Genomic DNA, 23410 nt, shown 5'->3' with positions numbered 1-23410 from the left:
AAGCCGAAGCCGAAGCCGAAGCCGAAGCCGAAGCCGAAGCCGAAGCCGAAGCCGAAGCCGAAGCCGAAGCCGAAGCCTCTCTTACGTCGCCTGATCAGACCGTCGCAGAACCGCCGGTCGAAAAACGCGGCGGCTTTATCCCGGCGCTGATTGGCGGTGCGATTGCTGCGGCGGCCGGGTTCGCTCTGGGTCAAAGCGGCGCGTTCTCCTCGGGTGAGTCCGACGCAATCGCCGCGCTTGAGGCGAAGCTGACCGCACAATCCGATCAGATATCAACACTGTCGAAGTCTCTGACCGACGGGTCGGACCTGACCCAGAAGATTGACGCGCTGACCAGCCAAATCGCGCCAATCACCGCTGATCTGGATGGGGTGAAGTCCAGCATATCCGATCTGACCAACAAGGTTGATCCGCTTGCCAGCCGTTTGGCCGAGTTGGAAAGTGGCGCGCTGACGCAGGGCGCTTCACCTGAAACCGGCGCGGCCATCGAGGCCGAGCTGAAAAAACTCCAGGACTCTTTGGCCGCGCAACGGGCCGAGGTGGAAAAGATGGTGTCCGACGCTCAGACGCTCGAGGCCGAGGCTGCAGCAAAATCGCTGGCGGCGACCAATGCAGCCCTTCTGTCACGGGTGCATGAACAGTTGAATACGGGTCAACCTTATGGCGACCTGATCGCCGAACTGAAGGCCGCAGGCGTAACCGTTCCCGAGGCGCTGGCAGCACCGGCAACCGAAGGTGTCGCGACGATTGCAGCACTTCAGGACAGCTTTGCGCCCGCTGCGCGCACGGCGTTGGCCGATGCGCGGGACGCGGACAAGGGCACCGGAATTGTCGCGTTTTTGCAGCGCCAGACAGGTGCACGTTCGGTTACCCCGCAAGAAGGTGACAGCCCCGATGCGGTCCTATCGCGGGCTCAAGCCGCTTTGTCGGGCGGAGATGTCTCTGCTGCCCTGGATGAGCTGAAATCCCTGCCCGATGCAGCCAAAGCTGCATTTGAAGGGTGGGAACAGGCGGCCCAGACGCGGGTTTCTGCTGTGGATTCTGCAAATGCGCTTGCCTCAAGCGCGAACTCGAACTGAGGGGCCTGCTATGCTGTGGTCACTGTTTAAGATCCTTGTTTTTGTTGCGATTGTCGGCTTGTTGGCTCTTGGCGCCGGGTTCCTTATGGAAACCAAAGGCGGGGTGCAGATCACAGCGGGTGGCACGGAATACACGCTTGGTCCGCTTCAATCGGTCATTGCGCTGGGCGTGATGATCATTGCGATCTGGCTGTTCTTCAAGCTGCTGACCCTGCTGATCGCCACGCTGAAATTCCTCAACGGGGATGAAACAGCCCTGTCGCGTTATTTCGACCGCAGCCGGGAACAGCGCGGATATCAGGCATTAACCGATGGGATCATGGCGCTTGCCTCGGGTGAGGGGCGGATCGCGATGAACAAGGCGGCCAAGGCCGAAAAGCTGCTGAACAAACCCGAACTGACCAACCTGCTGGTGGCCCAGGCCGCCGAGATGAATGGCGATACCCAAAAGGCATCTGAAACCTATAAGAAACTGGTGACGAATAATGCCACGCGTTTTGTGGGGGTGCGCGGTATCATGAAGCAGAAGCTGGCCGAAGGCGATGATGACACCGCCCGGAAGCTGGCCGAAAAGGCATTGGCCATCAAGCCACGCCATCAAGAAACGCAAGATATCCTGCTGGGCCTGCAGACCAAGTCGCAGGATTGGGCTGGGGCGCGATCAACGCTTACCGCCAAGCTGAAATCCGGGCATTTGCCCCGCGATGTGTTCAAGCGCCGCGATGCGGTGCTCGCCTTGTCCGAGGCAAAGGGCATTCTGGACGAAAGCTCGACCGTAGAACAGCAGGAACAGGCAATCGAGGCCAACCGCCTTTCCCCTGATTTGGTGCCTGCCGCAGCGATGGCTGCCCGTGCCTATATCGAAAAAGGCAAGCCGCGTGCCGCAACGAAGATTCTGAAAAAGGCATGGGAGGCACAGCCACATCCCGATCTGGCCCATGCTTTTGCCGATATTGCACCGGATGAATCACCGGCCGAGCGCATCAAACGCTTTGCGACGTTGACCCGCATACACGCGCAGAATCCGGAAACCTGCCTGATTCTGGCCGAGTTGAACATCGTCGCCGAAGATTTCCCCGAAGCCCGCCGCGCGCTGGGGGATGTGGTCGAAAAACAGGCTGATGCCCGCGCCTACACGCTGATGGCAGCGATTGAACGCGGCGAAGGGGCCTCGGATGTGGTTGTGCAGGGCTGGCTGGCAAAGGCGCTGAACGCGCCGCGCGGGCCGCAATGGGTCTGCGATAACTGCCATGACATTCAGCCGGAATGGGGTCCGGTCTGTCAGAACTGCCACAGCTTTGACACGCTCAGCTGGCAAACGCCTCAAACTCCAGAGATCGCCTCGGCCACCGGTGTTCACATGCTGCCGCTGATCGTTGGCGCGCTTGAGGACAAGGCCGACACCGATATGGGTGAGGTCGACGAGGCCGATGAGCCTGAGGTTATTGAGGCAGAGATCGAACCGGTTCGGCCTGATATCGAACCTGCCATCGACGAAAAGACCTAACGCGCACTTTCCACGTCGAAGGCGTCGTTCCACAGCTTAAACAGCTCGGCCCGTCGGTTCTGATCTCTGGCAACCAATAGGGCCGGCGACAGGGCGATGAACCTTCGGGCGCTGGGCGTTAACCCCGTATCGGCTGTGTCCATCTGGGCGACGAGACCCGAAGTTGCCAGCAGGGTTTGCGCCTGTGGCGACAGGAGAAAATCCAAGAATTCCGTGGCGGCTTGTTTGTTCCGCGCCTGGCGCGGGATCATCAGGGCGCGTGACAGGACCAGAGTATAGTCTTCTGGCAGGATCACCCCAATGCCCGGGGCCTTGGCATTGGCAACATAAGACCCCAAAACGTTATAGGCGATCAAAAAGCGCCCATTGGCCACATCGCGGATGATTTCCGCAGAACAGCAAGTGGCCACCGCGTCGATACGTGCAAAACCTTCGATCAAAGAGCCGAAAGTCGTGGCCTCAAGGCTGTCTCCATAGGCAAACAGATAACCCAGACCCGAGGCCGCGATGTCATAGGTTGCCACGCGCCCACGCAGTAGATCCGGCTGGGTTCGCATCATGTCCAGCAGGGCGAACCGGCTGCGTGGGACGTTCTGATCCTGTAACAAGGTCTTGTTGTAGACGATGACGGCGGGTTCGGTGGTGATCCCCCACAGCTCATCCCGCCAGCGTCGCGCGGCGGGCAGGGCATTGGTAAGGTCGGATTGAAACCGGTGTCCGCAGGCCGAATTCACCAGCCAGACCATCTGTTGAATCGCGGATGAGAACACGATGTCTGCAGGATTCTCACCTGATTTACAGACCGTGCGGCTGTGTTGGAACAGAGCGTTAGATCCCCATTGTTCATAAGTGACCTGCAGATTGGGGTTCAGCGCCGTAAATCGTTCGAGCACGGGGGCGATGATCGCAATGTCGGTGGTTGACCGGATCAACATCGGATCCTGACCTGCGCCGAATTCTGCGATGGCTTCTTGGGCGCGCGAAAGCGAAGGAATCAAACTCAGCGCTACAAGGGCTAGGGCTCGGATCATGTGCTGCTCTCATCTGTTCTGGCCGGGAAACTCAGCGCAGCGCGAAACCCGGTTTCATCCCGCCCCATCTCGACTCGGCCGTCAAAGGCCTCAGCGGTGGATTTCACGATGGACAGGCCCAGGCCGGTGCTGTCCTCGCCCGAACCGGTGCTGCGATTGAACCGGTCCCCCAGCTGATCGGCGATTATGGTCGCAGGCCCGGGTCCCTGATCGCGCACCCACAGAACAGCGCGCGCGCCCTCTTGCGCGGCGCCAATACGGACGGGTGGCAGACCATGACGCAGAGCGTTGCCAAGCAGGTTTTTGGCGGCTTCGCCGATCGAAAAGGCATCGCCATTCACAAGAACTGGCGTATCGCCGATTTCCAGACGCACCTCAATGGTGGGGGCCATCAATTCATGATCGCTGTGTTCCAGCACGTCCAGCGCCACTTCGCGTAGGTCGACGGGCCGGCGCGGGGCGCTGTCGATACGGTGGATCACCATGGCGCGCGACAGCAACTGATCCAGCAGCGTGCCCAGTGACCGGGTGCGCCCCAACAGCCGATCCAGCGCGCGCGTGCGGGCTGGAAGGTCGGGATCGTCCTGCGCAATCTCGGCCTGTACCCGGATTGCGGCCACGGGTGTGCGCAGCTGATGGGCGGTGTCGGCAATCAGGTTGCGCATCGTGTCCACTTGCCGGTCCAGCCGCCCCATGAACCGGTTCATTGCGCTTAGCATCACCTGCAATTCGCGTGGCAACCCGTCGCTGGCCATCGGTGTCAGGTCATAAGGATCGCGGCGGGTCAGGTCATCGGACAGCGCCTCAAGCGGGCGCAGGGCCGAGCGGGTGACAAACCACGACATGATCAGCAGCAACATCCCGGCCACCGCCATGGGCAGCAAGGCATCGCGCATCAGGCCCACGGTCATGGATTGGCGCGCGCGCAGGGTTTGGCCGACCAGAATTTCCACCTCGCCCGAGAAATCGCGCTCGGCAAACAGGCGGGTAACGCGGACGAAACGGGCGGGTTCCCCGTTCAGATCAGAGGCGAAATAGACCGGCGCAGTGCCAGTCTGTGGCGGCACCTCGATCACGGTGTCCCGGTCCAGCCCGGTTATGAAGGGGCCATCCGGTACCTGAACCGCATAGAAAATACGGTCATCAGGCGCCTGTGCCAACAGTTGAAAGGCCGAGACTGGAAGATCGACAAAGGGTTGGCCATCTTGAATGCGAACGGATTCGGCAATGTCACTGGCCGCGCCCAGCAGCAGCCGGTCATAGGCCTGCCGCGCAGCAAGGCGACCATTGGCCCAGATCGACAGACCAACGAGAAACCCGCCCAGAATCAGGATCAAAACCACCGCGCTTAGAACGCGGGCCGTCAGGCTGTGGGGCAGGCGCAGCCTAGTCATTCAGGCCGATCCGATACCCCACCCCACGCTGGGTGGTAATGGTGATGGCGCTGCCTGTGAATTTTTTGCGGAGCCGTGCGATATACAGCTCGATCGCGTTTTCCCCCACATCGGCGTCTTCGAACCCGTAAAGCGAGTTATACAGCCGTGATTTCGACAGATACTGACCTTCGTGCCGGATCAGGGCGTCCAGGACCGCCGCCTCGCGCGCGGTTAGGTTCAGGCGTTTACCGTTCAGCGTGGCGCTGCGATCCTTGGCGGCATAGATCAGCGGACCCAGCGTGATCTGTTCGCTTTTGCGATCGGCATCGCGCCGGACAAGGGCGCGCAACCGCGCCTCAAGCTCGCGCTGGTCAAAAGGCTTGCCCAAATAATCGTCGGCACCTTTGTCCAAAGCGGCGACACGATCTTCGACCGAAGTCAGTGCCGTCAGCATTAGCACTGGGGTGCGGTCGCCGCTGTCTCGGATTTTGCCCAGAAAGTTCAGGCCGGACCCGTCAGGCAGGTTTATATCCAGAAGCATCGCGTCATAGGTTTGAACTGCGCGGAAATCACCTGCGGATTCGACGGTGGTCGCCAGATCACAAACGACGCCCGACCGCGCCAGATGGGCCATTACGCCCTCGGCCAGATCTACGGCATCCTCGATCATCAATACGCGCATTGTCCCCCCGCGCCCTGCCCTGAATCTATGTGACAGGTTCGTGACAGCATTATTCTGTAAACAGTACCAGCCCGCAAGGACAGAGCCATGCGGGAACAGGTTTCGGTTGCGGGAACGCAGCCCAAAAAGACCAGAGGAGGAGACACGAATGAAACTGTTTGGAACAAGCGGCGCGATTGCGGCTGCTGTTTTTGCCCTGTCCGGCGTGAGTGCCAGCGCACAGGAATGTATTGCCCCGGCCAACCCCGGCGGCGGTTGGGATTTCACCTGCCGTCAGGTCGGTAAATCTCTGCAGGATCTGGGTCTGATCGACCAGACCATGCAGGTTGTGAACCTGGCCGGCGGCGGTGGCGGTGTTGCCTTTGCCGAGGTCGTCAACAAGCGCGGCGAGGATAATGAGCTGATCGTAGCGGCCAGCGCAGCCACGGCGACCCGCCTGGCGCAGGGCGCCTATCCAGGCAACACCATGGATCAGGTGCGTTGGCTAGCGGCCATCGGTGCGGATTATGGCGTGATCGCCGTTGCAGCCGATAGCGCGGTTAACACGCTGCCCGACCTGTTGGATCAGATCAAATCCGATCCGACGTCTGTGTCCGTGGCGGGCGGTTCCGCCGTGGGCGGTTGGGATCACCTGAAGGTTCTGATCGCGGCCAATGCCTATGGCATCGAGGACGTACGGTCGGTCAAATACATCGCCTTTGATGGCGGCGGCGAAGCTGTGACCCAGCTGTTGGCCGGTTCGGTTCAAGCCTTTACCGGTGACATCTCGGAAGCCAAGGGTTTTGTCGACTCGGGCGATATCAAAGTCATCGCCGTATTGGCGCCTGAACGTCTGCCCGGCGAATTCGCTGATTTCCCGACGGCCAAGGAACAGGGCATTGATGCCATCGGCGCAAACTGGCGCGGGTTCTACGCCCCTGGCGGAATGAGCGATGAGGCCTATGGCGATTGGGTCGGTAAGATCGGTGATCTTTACGCCTCGGATGAATGGAAAGAGGTCATGGCCGCCAATGGTCTGGCCCCGTTGGACCTGCAAGGCGCAGCTTTCCAGGATTTTGTTGCGCAATCCGTGGGTCAGATCCAGACCATCTCGAAAGAGATCGGTATCATCAAATAAGACCAGCACTCACCTGAGAGCGGGGTGTCGCGCCGGGCGCGCGGCACCCCGACCAGGCCCATACTTCCCTTTCATAGGAGATACCCATGAGTGATCGCATATTCGGGGTCTTCGGCATTCTTCTTGCCATCGGCTTTGCCCTGTCAGCGCTGGCGATTGAAGAGAGCTTTCTGTCAGACGCGGTTGGCCCCAAGGCCTTTCCACTGATTGTCGCCGCCATCCTTGGCCTGTCCAGCGCGGTCATCGCGTTGCGCCCGGATGCCGAGCCCGAGTGGCCCGCGCTGGGCCGGCTGGTCGAAGTCGGCGCCGCTGTAGTCGTGATGATGTTCTATGCCGAGCTGTTGCCGGTTCTGGGATTTGTAATCTCTACCGCCTTTGCTGCGGCTTACCTGGCCTGGCGGCTGGGATCTGGTCCGATCGAAAGCGTAATGGTCGGAATCGGTACTTCTGTCGGTATCTACGTCATCTTCCATCTGGTTCTGGGCCTGTCACTGGCTCGCGGACCATTGGGTTTCTAAGGGGAACGTCATGGAAACTCTTGCATCCCTTGGCGATGGATTCGCTATCGCGCTAACATGGCAAAACTTGTTGCTGGCCCTGTTGGGTTGTTTTCTGGGCACGATCATGGGCGCGTTGCCCGGTCTGGGCCCGTCGAACGGCGTGGCCATTCTGATTCCTCTTGCGTTCACGCTGGGGCTGGGCGCGACGCCGTCTCTGATCCTGCTGACCAGTGTTTATTATGGGGCAATGTATGGCGGGAGAATCTCGTCGATCTTGCTGAACATCCCTGGGGACGAGCCTGCGATGATGACCTGCTTGGACGGGCATCCGATGGCCAAAAAAGGCCTTGCGGGCGAGGCGCTCTCGCTGTCCGGTATCGCCTCATTCATTGGTGCGTTTCTGGCCACATGGGGCCTGATCTTTCTGGCGCCGCAGCTGGTCAAGATCGCGCTGCTGTTTGGACCGGCTGAGTATTTCGCCCTGTTCGCGCTGGCCTTCATGACGCTGGGCGGCGTGTCCTCGACCAATCAGGCGAAATCGGCTTTTGCCGCTGCGCTGGGCCTTGGGTTGGCGACCATTGGTGTCGATACCCAGACCGGCGTACCGCGGTTCACCTTTGGTGAGGTGCACCTGTATGATGGGCTGGATTTCCTTGTCGCCATTGTCGGCCTGTTTGCCCTGTCCGAAGTGTTCATCTTTCTGGAAAACCGTCATGGCGGGTCGGATGCCGCTGGGCGCAAGTTGAATATCGGGCGGCTTTACCCGCCGATGTCAATGATCAAGCAATGCATGCCGACCATGCTGCGCACCTCATTCCTGGGCTTTCTGGCGGGGGTTCTGCCGGGGGCCGGGGCGTCTTTGGGCTCGTTTATTTCCTATTCGATGGAGAAACGGCTGGTCGACAAGGACAACACATTTGGCACCGGTGATCCGCGTGGCGTCGCCGCGCCCGAGGCCGGCAACAACGCCGCCGCCGGGGGGGCCTTGGTGCCGATGCTGGCGCTGGGCGTGCCGGGGTCAGGGACCACCGCCGTGCTGCTGGCGGTTCTGCTGGCGCTGAATATCACGCCCGGACCGCTGCTGTTCACCCAGAACCCGGATGTGGTCTGGGGCCTGATTGCGGCACTGTTCATTGCCAACTTTATGTTGCTCGCGATGAATATCCCGATGGTGGGCCTGTTCACCCGCGTCCTGATGGTGCCCTCGCGTATCCTGATGCCCGTCGTGGCGATGGTCAGCTTTGTGGGTATTTACGGCATCTCGGGGTCCAGCTTTGATCTACTGGTGATGATTGGGTTCGGTGTCATGGGCTGGGTTCTGCGCAAGCTGGACGTGCCGCTGGTGCCGATCATTCTGGGCACGCTGCTGGGCAACTCGATGGAGAATAACTTGCGCCGCGCAGTCACCATCGACAATGGCAACTGGTGGACGCTGGTTGACAGCCCGCTGGCCATCGGCTTGTGGTCCATTGCCCTGATCGGATTTGTTCTGCCTCTGATCGTAGGCGCGCGTGTCAAAGCCAAGATGCATCAGCGCCGCGACGAAGAGGGCGCGATCAGCGACTGACCGCATTGGGCGTCACCGCAAACCGGTGGCGCCCGATTAGGTAAGATTTGGGGTCGCGTATCCTGATCTGAAACAAAAAATTGAAACATTTGGCAAAAACCGCGTTATTGATAGGCACAAAGCTGTTGTGCGAAGGATGCCAGAATGGAACTCAGTGACGAAATCCGTATCGCTGCCCCGCGGGACGTGGTGTATGAGGCGCTGAACAACCCCGATATCCTGCAGGAATGTATCCCCGGCTGCGAAGAGCTGACCCAATCTTCGCCGCAAGACCTTGAGGCAAAGGTGGTTCTGAAAATCGGCCCGGTGAAAGCGCGATTCGCGGGTCAGGTCACGCTGGATAAATCCAAGGCACCGGACGGATTTTCGCTGCAGGGCGAGGGCAAAGGCGGGGCTGCCGGGTTTGCCAAGGGCGGTGCCGATGTGACCCTGACCGAAGACGGGTCCGAGACGGTTCTTGCCTATACTGCTAAGGTGGATGTCGGCGGCAAGATCGCCCAGCTTGGCAGCCGTTTGATTTCCGGGACTGCCAAGAAACTGTCGGGGAAATTCTTTACCCGGCTCGGAGAGATCGTCTCAGAACAATCCGGCAGCTAGCCAGTTTCGCGCATTTCAGTTGACGGCGACCTCATTCGGCGCAATCACAAGAAAAACTGGCGGGCCAAACCCGAAGCAGGAGGCCAGAGTGATGGATTACGCGCAGCTGGAACGTCTTGAGAAGCGGGTTTCACTCAAGCCCAATGACCGACAGGCCATCCGGCAGCTTGTGACGATGCTGGAATACTCCAACCTGCCGAAACAGCATCTGGGCGCCTACTGCAAAGCGCAGCTTGAGGTGACGGGCGGGTTGAAAAAGGGCTGGCAGGCAGCCCTGGTCGACACCGGGCGGCAGACCGCCGCCTATTCCGGTTGGATGAAAGCCCTGGACACACAGAATATCCAGTTGGCTGTGCCCATCGCCCAGATCTATGTGGGTCAAACCATCACCATCAATGGCGAGCATGGGAATTGCGGCCAACGCCTGAATTTCTTTGAAGAAACCAAGGTGATTTGTGGCCTGTGCCACGAGTGCTACAAGGTGCAGATCCTGCCTGAGAACCTTGAGGGGATGTTTCAGGTCTATTTCTTGCTGCTCAACCTGCAGCTGCCCAGGGACAATGCCAGAAAAAGCATGATCGAGCTGCGCGAAGCGGTCAAGTTTCCCTATAAGGCGTATATCTATTGTGAGTCGATCGCAGAGGCGAAAGAGTGTCTTGCGATTTTCCGTGCCGCACAGGCGGAATTTGAGATCACCGGGGTTCACTCAAAAATATCCCACGGATGTTCTGAATACAGTATGGAATACCCCGCGTTTAAGTATTCCGAGGGTGCGGGGGACGACTTTGAAACACCATCCGATTGGAGCGGGATCGAAGAGGCGTATTTCACGGACATTCCGATGCCTGCCCCGGAAAGACCAAGCAATTCCAAACCGATCCTCAGCTTGCGGGACGTTTTTGCCTTTCGCACATGGGTCAGGTTCGCTGAGCTGATCGGTGATAAATCCTGCGAAAAATATGGAACACGTCTCGGCCCGGAGCTGCCTCAGCCCTTCGTCAAGCGTGTACAGGGGCAGGCGCGGGACCGGCACAGGGAAATGGTGGAGCTTTCTGCACAGGGTTAGCAGCTGTAGCCCATGTGCCAGTGCTGACGCGCGACCGTGGTCTAAACCGGAAAGTCCAATCCCAAATCCACGGTGCGCGCCGAATGGGTCAATGCACCTGAAGAGATATAGTCAACACCCGTTGCCGCGATTGAGGCGATGCGATCCAGTTTCACATTGCCCGAGGCTTCGGTCTTGAGCCTGCCATGCACCATCGCCACCGCCTCGCGCAGCATGTCATTGTCCATATTGTCCAACAGGACGACCGAGGCGCCTCCGACCTCAAGCACTTGGGCCAGTTGGTCCAGCCGATCCACCTCGATCTCGACGGCCATCATGTGGCTGGCATGGGCCTTGGTGGCCTCCAGCACCTGACGCACCCCGCCAGCGGCTGCGATGTGGTTGTCCTTGATCAGGATCGCATCTGACAGAGAGTATCGGTGGTTGAACCCGCCGCCATGCAGCACGGCCAGTTTTTCAACCAGACGCAGGCCGGGGGTTGTTTTGCGGGTGCAGGTGACGCGGGCATTTGTGCCTTTAGTTTCAGCCACGAAGCCGGCGGTCTTTGTGGCGATCCCGGTCAGGCGACCGGCAAAGTTCAGGGCCACCCGTTCGCCCGACAGGATTGAGGCGGCCGATCCCCTGATGGTCATCAGCGTATCGCCTGCCTTACAGGGTTGGCCATCGGCAATATGCGTGGTGATGTCCAATGAGGGGTCGATCAGGCGAAACGCCAGCGCCGCGACTTGCATGCCGGACACGACCGCATCCTCGCGCGCGTTCAGGCAGGCATCATAGGTGGTATCCGCCGGGATCACCGCGCGGGTGGTGACGTCGCCATAGCTGCCAAGATCTTCCATCAGGGCAATGCGGATCATCGGTTCAAGGACAAGATCGGGAACGGTAGAGAAGCTCATGATTGCTCCTTGCAGGCCTGCGCGCGGATGGCGAGTGCTTGGGAAAAGTACATTTCGGACCTTTTGCCGGGTCCGGCCGAGGGGTCGGGAAAATCGGATCGCTCATGCGCGCCGCGGCTTTCTTCGCGCGCTAAAGCGCCCGCCGCGATCAACGTGGCGGTGGCGCACATGTTCAGGAAAGACGGGTTTTCGCTGTTCGCCGCCTCTAGCCGCGCGATGATGCTAAGCGCTTTGGTCAGGCCCTTGCGATCACGGATAACGCCAACATAGCAGGTCATGGTTTGGCGCAGCTTGGACACGGCTGCAGGGTCAGATGGGGTGCTGCCGTCCTGAAAGTTGATTTCCAGCGGCGGCGTCGCGCTAGGTGTTGGCAGGGTCCGGGCGATGCCTTCCGCGCAGATGCGGGCGTAGACCAGCGCCTCAAGTAGACCGTTCGAGGCCAGACGGTTGGCGCCGTGCAACCCGGTCGAGGATGCCTCACCGCAGACCCATAAGCCGTCGATACTGGCGCATCCGCTGGTGTCGGTTGCGATGCCACCCATGTGGTAATGCGCTGCGGGGGCGACGGGGATGGGCTCCTGCGCCGGGTCGATCCCATTGCGGGCGCAATATTCCGCGACCGAGGGGAACTGAGCCTTGATCGCCTCGCCCAGAACCTCGCGCGTGTCCAGCATGGGACGGTTGCCCGCCTGAACCTGCGCATAGATGGCGCGGGCGACGACGTCGCGCGGGGCAAGCTCGGCATCCGGGTGGATGGCCTGCATGAACCGCGCGCCATGACGGTTGACGAGAATGGCGCCTTCACCGCGCAGCGCTTCGGTTGCCAGCGGCGCAGGGTCTTCGCCGACATCCATGGCGGTGGGGTGAAACTGCACAAATTCGGCATCCGCAATCAGCGCCCCCGCGCGCGCAGCCATACCGATGACCTGCCCACGGATACGCGGCGGGTTGGTGGTCAGCGCATAGAGCCCACCGGACCCGCCCCCGGCCAGCAACACGGCAGCCCCGCGCAGCATCACTGGGGCTGACCCGCCCTTATCCGCACGCTGAATGCTGACGCCGGTAACACGCCCATCCTCGACGTCCAGCCCAAGGGCCATGGTGCCCTCCAGCACCTGGATCGAGGGTGTTTCCCGGACCTGCTCGATCAGGGCGGCCATGATCTGTGCGCCCGCCTGATCGCCCTTGACCCGGACGACGCGGGCAAAGCTGTGCGCGGCCTCGCGCGACAGCACGTAATCGCCGCCCGCGGTCCGGTCGAAAGGCGTGCCCAGCGTGGTCAGGTCCAGAATATAGTCGCGTGCCTGACGCGTCACCAATTCGGCAACCTGCGGATCCACGGTGCCCGCACCGGCATTTACAGTGTCGTCCGCATGGCTTTCCGGGCTGTCATGGGCGTCCATCGCCGCAGCCACCCCGCCTTGCGCCCAGGCGGAACTTGCACCTTCACCCAACGCCTCAGGAGAGATCATCACCACCGGATGCGGCGCCAGCTTCAGCGCAGCATAGAGCGCGCCCAGCCCGGCGCCCACGATGATAACGCGGTCGGTGGTGAGGGTTTCCATCTCGGATCAGAGACCCAGCTTTCGCGACAGGTCGATCATCGCCTGCACCGAATGGCGCGCTTTTTCTGCGATCTTGGCGTCAACCTCGACCTGACCTTCCATCGTGTGCAGCACATAGAGGATCTTTTGCAGCGTGATCTTCTTCATGTAGGGGCACATGTTACAGGGGCCGACAAAGTCGACCTCGGGCAGTTCATCGGCGATGTTCGAGGCCATCGAGCATTCGGTGATCAGCATCGCCTTTTCGGGCTTCTCGGTGCTGACATATTTGATGATCCCGCTGGTCGAGCCAGAGAAATCGGCCTCGGCCACCACTTCGGGCGGGCATTCCGGGTGGGCAATCAACCGCGTGCCCGGATTCCATTTGCGAAAATCGCGCAGGTCCTGCGCTGTGTATTGTTCATGCACGATGCACGAGCCCGGCCAGTACACGATGTTCTTGCGGCTTTCATTTGCCACGTTCTGCGCCAGATACTGGTCCGGCGTCATGATGACGGTGTCGGATTCCATCGCATCGACGATCTGAACGGCATTGGACGATGTGCAGCAGATATCGGATGCCGCCTTCACCTCGGCGGTGGTGTTCACATAAGAGACGACCGGCGCGCCGGGATATTTGGCGCGCATCTCGTCAATCCCCTCGGCGGTGATGCTTTCGGCCAGCGAACAACCCGCGGCCATGTCTGGCATCAGCACGGTTTTCTGGGGGCTCAGGATTTTCGAGGTTTCGGCCATGAAATGCACGCCCGCCTGCACGATCACATCGGCTTCGACGTCGCTGGCCTTCATTGCCAGCTGCAAGCTGTCACCCACGAAATCCGACACGCCATGAAAGATTTCAGGCGTCATGTAATTGTGGCCCAGAATGACTGCGTCCCGCTCTTTCTTGAGCGCATTGATCGCCTTGATATAGGGCGCATAGATTGCGAAATCCGGTGGCGCCACCACCCGGTCCATCCGTGCATAGATATCCTGCATATCCGCGACCAATCCGGTCGAAGGTGTCAGGTCATAATGCTGAGAAAGCACATTGGTGATGCTCTGGTGAGTGACATTCATCTCGGCAGTCCTGCCTTGCGTATTGGGGTGGGAAGGGGGTCGGAATTCGTGCTGCCCGACCGTCCAAGAAAACGGTTGATTTCAAAGGCGCACGCCTCTGATCGCACAATTCGAGCGGTTTTGGTCATGCGATCTGGATCATTCCGCATAACCGATGCCTTCGGTCGATACACATGCATAGCAAATCGGCATGAAAAACCGCTCTGAATGTCCTACTCAGTTGCGGGATGCATACGGTGAATTCCAGGCGCGGTAAACATACAAAACCCCAAGCCAATATCGGTATACGCGGATGAATGCGCTTACCTGCTGCAAATTTGCAGTTCGCGGAACAGTTTGTGGTCATCTCGGGCCGGGTCTCTGACGAGGTGTATGGTCCGGGCGGCACGGCCCAACTTGTTACATTTCGTAAGAATTGAGAAAACATCAGGCAAAACTTGACGCTGATCGTGTCGACGTCCCTTAATCGGGGCGTTGGCGTCCGGGCCAGACCCGGACCCGCCATTTCCGGCCCGGGGAGGGGCCGGGTGGGGAGGAGAAAAAGATTGACTCAGACGCAGTCAGGCGCTGAAGGGATGCAGTCTCTTCCGGCGCTGCTACACCGCAATGTGATTCAGTTCGGGGATGCCCCGGCCTATCGCGAAAAGGAATTCGGGATCTGGCAATGCTGGACCTGGGCCGAGGCGGCCAAGGAAATCCGCGCCATTGCGCTGGGGTTTCTTGAGATTGGCGTTGAGAAGGGCGACCATATCGCCGTCATAGGCCGGAACCGCCCGGCGCATTACTGGTCGATGGTTGCGGCCCAAATGGTGGGTGCGATTCCGGTGCCGCTCTATCAGGACGCGGTCGCCGAAGAGATGACATATGTGATGGAACATTGCGGGGCGAAATATGTCGTCTGCGGTGACCAGGAACAGGTCGATAAGGTCATCGAGATTCAGGAAAAAGTTCACCAGATCAAACACATCCTCTACACTGACAAGCGTGGGATGCGGAAATATGATCATTCCCAGATGAACGCGCTGGACGACATCAAGGCCGAAGGCAGCGCAGGTCATGCTCGCTTTGATGCCGAGCTGGACGCGCGTATCGCTGCGATCACCTATGACGACACTTGTGTGATGCTGTATACCTCGGGCACCACAGGCAAGCCGAAAGGCGTGGTGCTGTCGAACCGCAATGTGATCGAAAGCGCCAAGAATTCTGCAGAGTTTGACCACCTGACCCGGAATGAGGACATCCTGTCCTATCTGCCGATGGCTTGGGTGGGTGATTTCATCTTTTCCATCGGTCAGGCCTATTGGTGCGGATTCTGTGTGAATTGTCCCGAAAGCGCTGACACGATGATAACCGACCTGCGCGAGATCGGTCCGACCTATTTCTTTGCCCCGCCGCGGGTATTTGAAACGCAGCTGACCAACGTCATGATCCGGATGGAAGATGCGGGCAAGCTGAAGCAGCGTATGTTCCACCATTTTATGGCCCATGCCAAAAAGGTGGGTGGGTTACTGCTGGATGGCAAAGCGGTCGGGTTTGGTGATCGGATCAAATACGCGCTGGGCAATCTGCTGGTCTATGGGCCGCTGAAGGATACGCTGGGGTATGGCCGGTTCCGGGTCGGTTATACGGCAGGCGAGGCGATCGGGCCTGAGATTTTCGATTTCTACCGCTCGCTGGGGATTAACCTGAAGCAGCTTTATGGGCAGACCGAGGCGACGGTCTTCATCACCGTGCAGCCCGATGGCGAGGTGCGCGCCGATACGGTTGGTGTGCCCGCGCCAGATGTCGAGCTGAAGATCGCCGAAACGGGCGAGATCTACTATCGCTCGCCAGGTGTGTTTGTCGAATATTACAACAACCCGGACTCGACCGCCTCGACCAAGGATGCCGAGGGTTGGGTGGCCACGGGTGATGCCGGGTTCATTGAGGAAAGCAGCGGTCATCTGCGGATCATTGATCGGGCCAAGGACGTCGGAAAAATGGTCGATGGCTCGATGTTTGCGCCGAAATATGTTGAGAACAAGCTGAAGTTCTATCCCGATATTCTTGAGGTCGTGCTGTTCGGCAATGGCAAGGATCGCTGCGTGGCGTTCATCAATATCGACCTTACCGCCGTGGGGAACTGGGCGGAGCGCAACAACGTCGCCTATGGGTCCTATCAGGAACTGACGGCACATCCGCAAGTGTTAGAGACAATCAAGTCCCATGTGGAAGCGGTCAACAAATCGGTCGCCGCCGATGAAATGCTGTCGGGCTGTCAGGTGCATCGCTTTGTGGTGCTGCACAAGGAACTGGATGCGGATGACGGCGAGATGACCCGAACCCGCAAGGTGCGCCGGGGCTTTGTCGAAGAGAAATTCCACGACATCATCACCGCGCTTTATGACGGGTCTTCAAGCGTTTCGACCACGACCGAGGTGACCTATGAGGACGGCCGCAAGGGTTCGATCAGTGCCACACTTGAGATCGTGGATGCGCCGGTTGTAACGGTCGCGCAACACAAGGTAGCGGCGGAATGAAGTCCGGTCCTGCGCCGCTCGACCTATGGTCATCGCCCGCCCGCCATTCCGTGTATTGCGTAAGTCAAGGAGGGGCTGATGTTGGATAGTTCCGAAGGATATGTCACCGAAGACGGCCGCAAGATCGGCGGCGTCGTGATGGAGATGAAGAACATCACTCTGCGCTTTGGCGGTGTGGTGGCGATCAAGGATATCTCGTTCGACATCCGTGAGGGTGAGATCCGCGCCATTATCGGTCCGAACGGGGCGGGTAAGTCCTCGATGCTGAACGTGATCTCGGGGTTCTATGTCCCGCAAGAGGGCGAGGTCTGGTTTCACGGGGCCAAGCGCCCTCCAATGCGGCCCTATGAGGTCGCGCGGCAGGGGATTGCACGAACATTCCAGAACATCGCCCTGTTCGAAGGGATGAGCGTTTTGGACAACGTCATGACCGGGCGCCTGAACTATATGAAGACAAATATCCTGCAGCAGGCTTGGTGGAAGGGTAAGGCCGAGGCCGAAGAGACCGAAAACCGTGAGGCGGTCGAACGGATCATCGACTTTCTCGAAATCCAGCATATCCGCAAGACGCCCGTTTCACGCCTGCCCTACGGCTTGAAAAAACGGGTCGAACTGGCCCGGGCGCTGGCCGCTGAACCCAAGCTGTTACTGCTGGATGAGCCGATGGCCGGGATGAATGTTGAAGAGAAAGAGGACATGAGCCGCTTTATCCTCGACGTGAATGATGAATTCGGCACCACCATCGCCCTGATCGAACATGACATGGGCGTGGTGATGGATCTGAGCGATCGGGTGGTCGTGATGGATTACGGCAAGAAGATCGGCGACGGCACGCCTGATGAGGTGCGCAACAATCAGGAAGTCATCGATGCCTATCTGGGGGTGAGCCATGACTGATCTACGGAACGGGCTGAGAAAATTCGACGAATTTTCCGGGATGACGCGCCCGATGAAATCTGTTCGGAGGACATAGGATGCCTGAACAACTCGTATTTGCGATGGAAGTCATCCTCAACGGTCTTATGGCCGGGGTGCTCTATGCGCTGGTCGCGCTGGGCTTTGTGCTGATCTACAAGGCGTCAGGGATTTTCAATTATGCGCAAGGGGTTATGGCCCTGTTTGCCGCGATGACTCTGGTCGGGATCATGAACGGGCAGGTGCCGTTTGCACATCTGATCAATGCGACTTTCGGGACGCATATCCATTACTTTGGCTGGAGTGTCCCTGCGCTGCTGGCGATTATTCTGACTATGGCGGTGATGGTTCTGTTGGCTTGGGCCGTGCAGCGGTTCGTGATGCGTCACCTGGTTGGCCAAGAGCCGATTATCCTGTTCATGGCCACCATCGGGCTGGCCTATTTCCTTGAGGGCGTGGCCGACCTGATGTGGGGGTCCGAGATCAAGACGCTGGATGTAGGCCTGCCGCAGGGCATCAACCTCTGGCTCGATGAAGCGACCTTTAACGTCTTCGGCTATGGGTTCTTCATCGACAATCTGGACATTGTGGCAACGGTAATTGCGGCGCTGTTGGTGGCGGCGCTGGTTGTGTTCAGCCAATATACCAAGCAGGGCCGGGCGATGCGCGCGGTGGCGGATGACCATCAGGCGGCGCTGTCGGTGGGGATTTCGCTGAACTTCATCTGGATCATGGTCTGGTCTGTGGCCGGGTTTGTAGCGCTGGTCGCGGGTATCATGTGGGGCACCAAGTCTGGCGTGCAGTTTTCACTGTCGCTGATCGCGCTCAAAGCGTTGCCGGTGCTGATGCTGGGCGGATTTACCTCGATCCCAGGAGCCATCGTCGGAGGGTTGATCATCGGTGTGGGTGAGAAACTGTTCGAGTTCGCCATTGGCCCGATGGTTGGCGGTGCGACCGAGAACTGGTTTGCCTACGTGCTTGCGCTGATCTTCCTTGTGTTCCGGCCGCAGGGTCTGTTCGGCGAGAAGATCATCGAAAGGGTGTAGTCATGACCAAACTCATCGCCATTCTCAACGTTATCGCATGGGCCGGGTTCTGGGCGTTTGGGTATATCGCCCTGACCTCGGACGATCTGACCGACAGCCAACTGACGATTGCCGCGATCCTGGCTTTTGCCGGGTTGGTCACGGGTGTCATGGCCTACATGAAACTTGTGCGCGCCTCAGAGGCGAGCGGATATGCCAAAGGCTCCAGCCAACTGAACACTGTCGCCCGCGACCGGGCGCAGGAAGAATGGGGAAAGTAAGACATGTTTTATCGCGAGGCCGGAGATTTCAAAACCTCTTACGTGGAAGACAGCCAGACCTTTCCGATCAAATTTGACCGGTATCGGTACTATGTGGTGCTGGCAGTGGCATTTGGGATCATTCCATTCATCATCAATGACTACTGGGCGAACGCGCTGCTGCTTCCGTTTCTGATCTATGCGATCGCCGCCATCGGATTGAATGTATTGGTTGGCTATTGCGGGCAGGTGTCGCTGGGTACCGGTGGGTTCATGGCTGTGGGAGCCTATGCCTGCTACAAGCTGATGACGGCCTTTCCCGAAGTCAGCATGTTCATCCATGTCATCCTTGCGGGCGGGATCACCGCCATTGTCGGTGTTCTGTTCGGATTGCCTTCGCTTCGGATCAAAGGGTTCTATTTGGCCGTGGCCACGCTTGCGGCGCAGTTCTTTCTGGTGTGGCTGTTCAACCGTGTGCCGTGGTTCTACAACTACTCGGCATCTGGGCAGATCAACGCGCCCGAGCGGGATGTGTTCGGCATCATCATCACAGGCCCGAATGCTCCGGCCTGGGCAACCTATCTGTTCTGCCTGATCTTCCTGACCTTCTGCGCCATCATTGCACGGAACCTGACTCGGGGAACGACCGGCAGGACATGGATGGCGATCCGCGACATGGATATCGCGGCCGAGATCATCGGGGTAAACCCGCTCAAGGCAAAACTGACCGCCTTTGCTGTCAGCTCATTTTTTGTGGGTATCGCGGGGGCGCTATTCTTTGCGGTCTATCTGGGCGCGGTTGAGGTTGGCGAAGTCTTTGGCATCCAGAAATCGTTCCTGGTCCTATTCATGGTCATTATCGGCGGATTAGGGTCTATCTTCGGCTCCTTCGCCGGGGCAGCTTTCTTGGTATTGCTGCCGGTTGTTTTGAAGGTGGTCGGTGTCGATCTACTGGGCTGGCCCACTGATATCGTTGCGCATCTCAATCTGGTGATCGTCGGCGCACTCATCATCATGTTCTTGATTCTGGAACCGCATGGGCTGGCGCAGCTTTGGCGTGTGGCGAAAGAGAAACTCAGACTCTGGCCGTTTCCGCACTGACGGGCAGGCCCAAAGACAAGACGGGTGCAAAGCCCGAATTCAACATCGGACCAATCAAGGGAGGAGACACCCGATGAAGACGAAACTGGCAACCCTGGCGCTGAGCGCCATGATGGCCGCAGGTCCGGCCATGGCCGACCTTGTGTTCCCGTCGCTCAGCTATCGGACGGGACCATATGCGGCAGGCGGTATCCCGTTTGCTGACGGCTATGCCGATTATTTCACACTGCTCAACGAGCGTGACGGCGGCATCGGAGGTGTTTCGGCCAATGTGATCGAATGCGAAACCGGCTATAACACCGAAAAAGGCGTAGAATGCTATGAATCCACAAAGGGCGAAGGCGCCTTGGTATATCAGCCATTGTCGACCGGCATTACCTACCAGTTGATCCCAAAAGTGACCGCAGATGGAATTCCGCTGCACACGATGGGCTATGGCCGGACCTCTGCTGCGAACGGCAAGGTATTCAGCCACGTGTTCAACTATCCGGCCAACTACTGGAACGGAGCGTCGGGCGCGATCAACTATCTGCTGAGCGAAAACGATGGTGACCTGAACGGTAAGAAAATCGCACTGGTCTATCACAACTCGGCCTATGGCAAGGAACCGATCCGCACGCTGGAGACCCTGGCTGAAAAGCACGGGTACGACCTGACGCTGCTGCCTGTTGACCACCCCGGTCAGGAACAGAAATCGCAGTGGCTGCAAATTCGCCGCGAAAAGCCTGATTATGTAATCATGTGGGGCTGGGGCGTGATGAACCAGGTCGCGGTGCAGGAAGCTGCGAACATCCGCTTCCCGATGGAAAACTTCATCGGAGTCTGGTGGTCTGGCGCTGAATTTGACGTGCAGCCCGCGGGCGACAAGGCAAACGGCTATAAGGCACTGACCTTTACCGGGCTGGGCATGGACTATCCGGTCTATGACGATCTGCAGAAATACGTGGTGGATGCAGGCAAAGCGGCGGGTGCGGGCGATCAGCTTGGCTCGGTTCAGTATAACCGCGGTCTCTATGCCGCCATGCTGGCCGCTGAAGCTGTGAAGACTGCGCAGGGAATCCACAATACCGCTGATATCGACGCATCCATGATGCGCGATGGTATGGAGGCGCTGGAAATGACCAACGCCAAGATGGAAGCGCTGGGCATGACCGGTTTCGGGCCTGAATTCTCGGTCTCGTGCGAAAATCACGGCGGACCCGGCCTTGTCGGCGTTGTGCAGTGGGATGCTGCGGCCGGAACCTGGAACCCGGTTCAGGACTTCCAGCCGACCGATGCAGATGTGATCAACACGTTGATCGAAGAAGATTCTGCAGCCTATGCAGCGGAAAACAACATCACACCTGGGTGTGAATAAGTGGCTGGCCCCGGTCTTGATCCGGGGCCGCGAAACTGACCAGAGCGGCGGGTAGCCGCCGCTCTATCCCAACGGTCCCTCTCGGGACAGGCATGAGGACACGCGCTGATGCTGGATGCGGCACAAACCACTGACGTGCAGGCGGAAACCCTGCTTGAGGTCAACAATATCGAGGTGATCTACAATCATGTGATCCTTGTGCTGAAAGGCGTCAGCCTAACGGTGCCCAAAGGGGGCATTACGGCCCTGCTGGGCGGCAACGGGGCAGGCAAGACCACCACACTCAAGGCGGTGTCGAACCTGCTGCATTCGGAACGGGGCGAAGTCACCAAGGGATCAATCAAGTATCGCGGGACCAGCGTGCATGAAAGTGAGCCTGCCGATCTGGTGCAAAAAGGCGTCATCCAGGTGATGGAGGGTCGCCATTGTTTCGAACATTTGACGGTCGAGGAAAACCTGCTGACCGGCGCCTATACCCGCAAAGATGGTAAGGCCGCGATCCAACAGGATCTGGACCTTGTTTACACCTATTTCCCACGTCTGAAGGAACGCCGCCGCAGCCAGGCGGGTTACACGTCGGGCGGAGAGCAACAGATGGTTGCGATGGGTCGGGCGCTGATGTCGCGGCCCGAGACGATCCTGCTGGATGAGCCGTCCATGGGGCTGGCCCCGCAGCTTGTCGAAGAGATTTTCGGCATCGTCCAAGATCTGAACGAAAAAGAGGGCGTCTCGTTTCTGCTGGCCGAGCAGAACACCAATGTGGCGCTCAGGTTCGCACATTACGGCTATATTCTTGAATCCGGCCGCGTGGTGATGGATGGCCCAGCTGCCGAGCTGCGCGAAAACCCCGATGTTAAGGAATTCTATCTGGGCATGTCGGATGACGGCCGCAAAAGCTTCCGCGATGTGCGCTCATACCGCCGCCGCAAGAGGTGGCTGTAGGCGGATGGAGGATTTGGCGATGACGAAATTCTACGATGCGCTAGAAACCCGCTCGGCCGACCAGCGCGCCTCTGAACAGTCTGAGGCGTTGCAGGTACAGATCACGCGCGCGAACTCGGCTCCGGGGTTTGCGGCGCATATGGCGGATGTTGATACGGCAGCTGTAAAGTCGCTGGACGACCTTGTGAAGCTGCCAGTTCTGCGCAAGTCCGATATGGCTAAGGCGCAGGCGTCGCGCCCGCCCTTTGGCGGGTTTACCGTCAAACCGGCCCGGCATTTCCATCATGTTTTCCAGTCGCCCGGCCCGATCTATGAGCCCGGCAGCACCGATCACGACTGGTGGCGGATGGGGCGGTTCCTGCACGCAGCAGGTGTCGGGCCCGGAGACATCGTTCAGAATTGCTTTGGCTATCACCTGACCCCGGCGGGCATGATCTTTGAAAGTGGCGCGCGGGCGGTGGGGGCTGCTGTGCTGCCTGCCGGCACCGGCCAAACCGAACTGCAGGTAACCGCCGCGCGCGATGTCGGCTGCACCGCTTATGCGGGCACACCGGATTACCTCAAGGTCATTTTGGACAAGGCCGATGAGATGGGCGTGGCACTGGATTTCGTGACTGCCGTTGTTGGTGGCGGTGCTTTGTTCCCGTCTTTGCGTCAGGAATACGCCAATCGCGGTATCGCCTGTCTGCAATGCTATGCCACCGCCGATCTGGGCAGCATCGCTTATGAAAGCCCGGCGATGGACGGGATGATCATTGATGAGCATGTCATCGTCGAGATCGTCACCCCCGGAACCGGAAACCCGGTCGCGCCGGGTGAAGTGGGTGAGGTTGTCGTGACCTCACTGAACCCCGATTATCCGCTGATCCGGTTTGCCACCGGTGATCTGTCGGCGGTTCAACCTGGTCAGTCACCTTGCGGTCGCACCAACATGCGCATCAAGGGCTGGATGGGACGCGCGGATCAGACAACCAAGATCAAGGGTATGTTCGTGCGCCCTGAACAGGTCGCGGCGCTGGTCGACAAGCATGATGAAATCGTCAAGGCGCGCGTCATTGCCGCCCGCCAGGGTGAGATGGACACGATGAAGGTTCAGATCGAAAGCGCCGGCGGAGATGACTTGGCTTATGCGAAATCCGTCGTCGAGGTGCTGAAGTTGAAAGGCGCGATCGAAGTCGTGGCGCCGGGATCGCTGCCGAAAGATGGTTTGGTGATCGAGGATCAGCGCGTCTACGAATGAAGGCTGTGC

General features: G+C 59.1%; 21 protein-coding genes. 15 read left to right on the top strand and 6 right to left on the bottom strand.

All coding sequences use genetic code 11. The annotated features are described in order from the left end of the window. On the top strand, positions 1–1079 hold a 1079-nt coding region (locus tag AC2FLB_RS20370), incomplete at its 5' end, for a COG4223 family protein (protein WP_496709968.1). A 10-nt stretch (positions 1080–1089) separates the two neighbouring features. Beyond that, positions 1090–2586: a heme biosynthesis protein HemY gene (locus AC2FLB_RS20365; protein ID WP_496709967.1), complete on the top strand. Its 1497-nt coding sequence runs from the start codon at positions 1090–1092 to the stop codon at positions 2584–2586. Here the strand turns inward: AC2FLB_RS20365 and AC2FLB_RS20360 are convergent. Genes AC2FLB_RS20360 through AC2FLB_RS20350 form a run of 3 tightly spaced genes read right to left on the bottom strand, consistent with a single transcriptional unit; the run spans position 2583 to position 5675 of the window. After that, entirely contained in the window at positions 2583–3617 is a 1035-nt protein-coding gene (locus tag AC2FLB_RS20360; RefSeq protein WP_142637498.1) for an ABC transporter substrate-binding protein, read from the bottom strand. The two genes, AC2FLB_RS20365 and AC2FLB_RS20360, sit on opposite strands and share 4 nt — an antisense overlap. After that, positions 3614–5011 carry a sensor histidine kinase gene (locus AC2FLB_RS20355; protein ID WP_496709966.1) on the bottom strand — a complete coding sequence of 466 codons (1398 nt, stop codon included), beginning with the start codon at positions 5009–5011 and terminating at the stop codon, positions 3614–3616. Before AC2FLB_RS20355 ends, AC2FLB_RS20360 begins: the two co-directional genes overlap by 4 nt. After that, positions 5004–5675, bottom strand: coding sequence for a response regulator transcription factor (locus AC2FLB_RS20350; RefSeq protein ID WP_496709965.1), 672 nt, complete (start codon positions 5673–5675; stop codon positions 5004–5006). Before AC2FLB_RS20350 ends, AC2FLB_RS20355 begins: the two co-directional genes overlap by 8 nt. 148 nt (positions 5676–5823) lie before the next feature. Between AC2FLB_RS20350 and AC2FLB_RS20345 the strand changes: the two genes are divergently transcribed. From AC2FLB_RS20345 to AC2FLB_RS20325, 5 genes are all read left to right on the top strand, one after another. Continuing rightward, on the top strand, positions 5824–6792 hold the full coding sequence (locus AC2FLB_RS20345) for a Bug family tripartite tricarboxylate transporter substrate binding protein (RefSeq protein ID WP_142637503.1): 969 nt from the start codon (positions 5824–5826) through the stop codon (positions 6790–6792). Between the two features lie 86 nt (positions 6793–6878). After that, positions 6879–7310: a tripartite tricarboxylate transporter TctB family protein gene (locus tag AC2FLB_RS20340; protein WP_496693124.1), complete on the top strand. Its 432-nt coding sequence runs from the start codon at positions 6879–6881 to the stop codon at positions 7308–7310. 10 nt (positions 7311–7320) lie between these two features. Beyond that, positions 7321–8859 carry a tripartite tricarboxylate transporter permease gene (locus tag AC2FLB_RS20335; RefSeq protein ID WP_142637508.1) on the top strand — a complete coding sequence of 513 codons (1539 nt, stop codon included), beginning with the start codon at positions 7321–7323 and terminating at the stop codon, positions 8857–8859. A 144-nt stretch (positions 8860–9003) separates the two neighbouring features. Beyond that, complete coding sequence (locus AC2FLB_RS20330; protein ID WP_496707726.1) at positions 9004–9456, top strand: SRPBCC family protein; 453 nt, start codon at positions 9004–9006, stop codon at positions 9454–9456. Between the two features lie 91 nt (positions 9457–9547). After that, positions 9548–10522 (top strand): hypothetical protein, encoded by a 975-nt coding sequence (locus AC2FLB_RS20325; RefSeq protein ID WP_496709964.1) that lies wholly within the window; start codon positions 9548–9550, stop codon positions 10520–10522. Positions 10523–10563: 41 nt separating this feature from the next. On the opposite strand, the gene nadC is transcribed toward AC2FLB_RS20325, so the two are convergent. Genes nadC through nadA form a run of 3 tightly spaced genes read right to left on the bottom strand, consistent with a single transcriptional unit; the run spans position 10564 to position 14042 of the window. Beyond that, positions 10564–11418: a carboxylating nicotinate-nucleotide diphosphorylase gene (gene nadC, locus AC2FLB_RS20320; protein WP_496709963.1), complete on the bottom strand. Its 855-nt coding sequence runs from the start codon at positions 11416–11418 to the stop codon at positions 10564–10566. Then, positions 11415–12983 carry an L-aspartate oxidase gene (locus AC2FLB_RS20315; RefSeq protein ID WP_496709962.1) on the bottom strand — a complete coding sequence of 523 codons (1569 nt, stop codon included), beginning with the start codon at positions 12981–12983 and terminating at the stop codon, positions 11415–11417. Before AC2FLB_RS20315 ends, nadC begins: the two co-directional genes overlap by 4 nt. Positions 12984–12989: 6 nt before the next feature. Further along, the gene (gene nadA, locus AC2FLB_RS20310; RefSeq protein WP_496709961.1) at positions 12990–14042 is read right to left on the bottom strand and encodes a quinolinate synthase NadA; all 1053 of its coding nucleotides are present in this window, start codon (positions 14040–14042) and stop codon (positions 12990–12992) included. A gap of 575 nt (positions 14043–14617) precedes the next feature. Here nadA and AC2FLB_RS20305 point away from each other — a divergent pair. The 8 genes from AC2FLB_RS20305 to AC2FLB_RS20270 all read left to right on the top strand — a co-directional run bounded on the left by AC2FLB_RS20305 (position 14618) and on the right by AC2FLB_RS20270 (position 23401). Next, positions 14618–16561: an AMP-binding protein gene (locus tag AC2FLB_RS20305; RefSeq protein WP_496679343.1), complete on the top strand. Its 1944-nt coding sequence runs from the start codon at positions 14618–14620 to the stop codon at positions 16559–16561. Positions 16562–16639: 78 nt separating this feature from the next. Continuing rightward, positions 16640–17458, top strand: a complete 819-nt coding sequence (locus AC2FLB_RS20300; protein WP_142637523.1) for an ABC transporter ATP-binding protein — start codon at positions 16640–16642, stop codon at positions 17456–17458. A gap of 77 nt (positions 17459–17535) precedes the next feature. Beyond that, positions 17536–18522: a branched-chain amino acid ABC transporter permease gene (locus AC2FLB_RS20295; RefSeq protein WP_142637525.1), complete on the top strand. Its 987-nt coding sequence runs from the start codon at positions 17536–17538 to the stop codon at positions 18520–18522. Positions 18523–18524: 2 nt separating this feature from the next. After that, positions 18525–18782 (top strand): hypothetical protein, encoded by a 258-nt coding sequence (locus tag AC2FLB_RS20290; RefSeq protein ID WP_496693118.1) that lies wholly within the window; start codon positions 18525–18527, stop codon positions 18780–18782. 3 nt (positions 18783–18785) lie between these two features. Then, positions 18786–19862, top strand: a complete 1077-nt coding sequence (locus AC2FLB_RS20285) for a branched-chain amino acid ABC transporter permease (RefSeq protein WP_142637529.1) — start codon at positions 18786–18788, stop codon at positions 19860–19862. Between the two features lie 73 nt (positions 19863–19935). After that, the gene (locus AC2FLB_RS20280) at positions 19936–21219 is read left to right on the top strand and encodes an ABC transporter substrate-binding protein (protein ID WP_496693098.1); all 1284 of its coding nucleotides are present in this window, start codon (positions 19936–19938) and stop codon (positions 21217–21219) included. A gap of 108 nt (positions 21220–21327) precedes the next feature. Then, positions 21328–22161, top strand: a complete 834-nt coding sequence (locus AC2FLB_RS20275; protein ID WP_496679309.1) for an ABC transporter ATP-binding protein — start codon at positions 21328–21330, stop codon at positions 22159–22161. Positions 22162–22180: 19 nt separating this feature from the next. After that, positions 22181–23401, top strand: a complete 1221-nt coding sequence (locus AC2FLB_RS20270) for a phenylacetate--CoA ligase family protein (RefSeq protein ID WP_496693097.1) — start codon at positions 22181–22183, stop codon at positions 23399–23401. The last annotated feature ends 9 nt before the right edge of the window (positions 23402–23410 follow it).

It is taken from the genome of Ruegeria sp. CDSA236 (assembly GCF_059611285.1).
This window is presented reverse-complemented; position numbering and strand designations above follow the sequence as displayed.

What these genes read in the sequence shown, in the direction of transcription:
- AC2FLB_RS20365 (WP_496709967.1), top strand. Translation starts at nt 1,090, where the DNA reads ATGCTGTGGTCACTGTTTAAGATCCTTGTTTTTGTTGCGATTGTCGGC.
- AC2FLB_RS20360 (WP_142637498.1), bottom strand. Translation starts at nt 3,617, where the DNA reads ATGATCCGAGCCCTAGCCCTTGTAGCGCTGAGTTTGATTCCTTCGCTT.
- AC2FLB_RS20355 (WP_496709966.1), bottom strand. Translation starts at nt 5,011, where the DNA reads ATGACTAGGCTGCGCCTGCCCCACAGCCTGACGGCCCGCGTTCTAAGC.
- AC2FLB_RS20350 (WP_496709965.1), bottom strand. Translation starts at nt 5,675, where the DNA reads ATGCGCGTATTGATGATCGAGGATGCCGTAGATCTGGCCGAGGGCGTA.
- AC2FLB_RS20345 (WP_142637503.1), top strand. Translation starts at nt 5,824, where the DNA reads ATGAAACTGTTTGGAACAAGCGGCGCGATTGCGGCTGCTGTTTTTGCC.
- AC2FLB_RS20340 (WP_496693124.1), top strand. Translation starts at nt 6,879, where the DNA reads ATGAGTGATCGCATATTCGGGGTCTTCGGCATTCTTCTTGCCATCGGC.
- AC2FLB_RS20335 (WP_142637508.1), top strand. Translation starts at nt 7,321, where the DNA reads ATGGAAACTCTTGCATCCCTTGGCGATGGATTCGCTATCGCGCTAACA.
- AC2FLB_RS20330 (WP_496707726.1), top strand. Translation starts at nt 9,004, where the DNA reads ATGGAACTCAGTGACGAAATCCGTATCGCTGCCCCGCGGGACGTGGTG.
- AC2FLB_RS20325 (WP_496709964.1), top strand. Translation starts at nt 9,548, where the DNA reads ATGGATTACGCGCAGCTGGAACGTCTTGAGAAGCGGGTTTCACTCAAG.
- nadC (WP_496709963.1), bottom strand. Translation starts at nt 11,418, where the DNA reads ATGAGCTTCTCTACCGTTCCCGATCTTGTCCTTGAACCGATGATCCGC.
- AC2FLB_RS20315 (WP_496709962.1), bottom strand. Translation starts at nt 12,983, where the DNA reads ATGGAAACCCTCACCACCGACCGCGTTATCATCGTGGGCGCCGGGCTG.
- nadA (WP_496709961.1), bottom strand. Translation starts at nt 14,042, where the DNA reads ATGAATGTCACTCACCAGAGCATCACCAATGTGCTTTCTCAGCATTAT.
- AC2FLB_RS20305 (WP_496679343.1), top strand. Translation starts at nt 14,618, where the DNA reads ATGCAGTCTCTTCCGGCGCTGCTACACCGCAATGTGATTCAGTTCGGG.
- AC2FLB_RS20300 (WP_142637523.1), top strand. Translation starts at nt 16,640, where the DNA reads ATGTTGGATAGTTCCGAAGGATATGTCACCGAAGACGGCCGCAAGATC.
- AC2FLB_RS20295 (WP_142637525.1), top strand. Translation starts at nt 17,536, where the DNA reads ATGCCTGAACAACTCGTATTTGCGATGGAAGTCATCCTCAACGGTCTT.
- AC2FLB_RS20290 (WP_496693118.1), top strand. Translation starts at nt 18,525, where the DNA reads ATGACCAAACTCATCGCCATTCTCAACGTTATCGCATGGGCCGGGTTC.
- AC2FLB_RS20285 (WP_142637529.1), top strand. Translation starts at nt 18,786, where the DNA reads ATGTTTTATCGCGAGGCCGGAGATTTCAAAACCTCTTACGTGGAAGAC.
- AC2FLB_RS20280 (WP_496693098.1), top strand. Translation starts at nt 19,936, where the DNA reads ATGAAGACGAAACTGGCAACCCTGGCGCTGAGCGCCATGATGGCCGCA.
- AC2FLB_RS20275 (WP_496679309.1), top strand. Translation starts at nt 21,328, where the DNA reads ATGCTGGATGCGGCACAAACCACTGACGTGCAGGCGGAAACCCTGCTT.
- AC2FLB_RS20270 (WP_496693097.1), top strand. Translation starts at nt 22,181, where the DNA reads ATGACGAAATTCTACGATGCGCTAGAAACCCGCTCGGCCGACCAGCGC.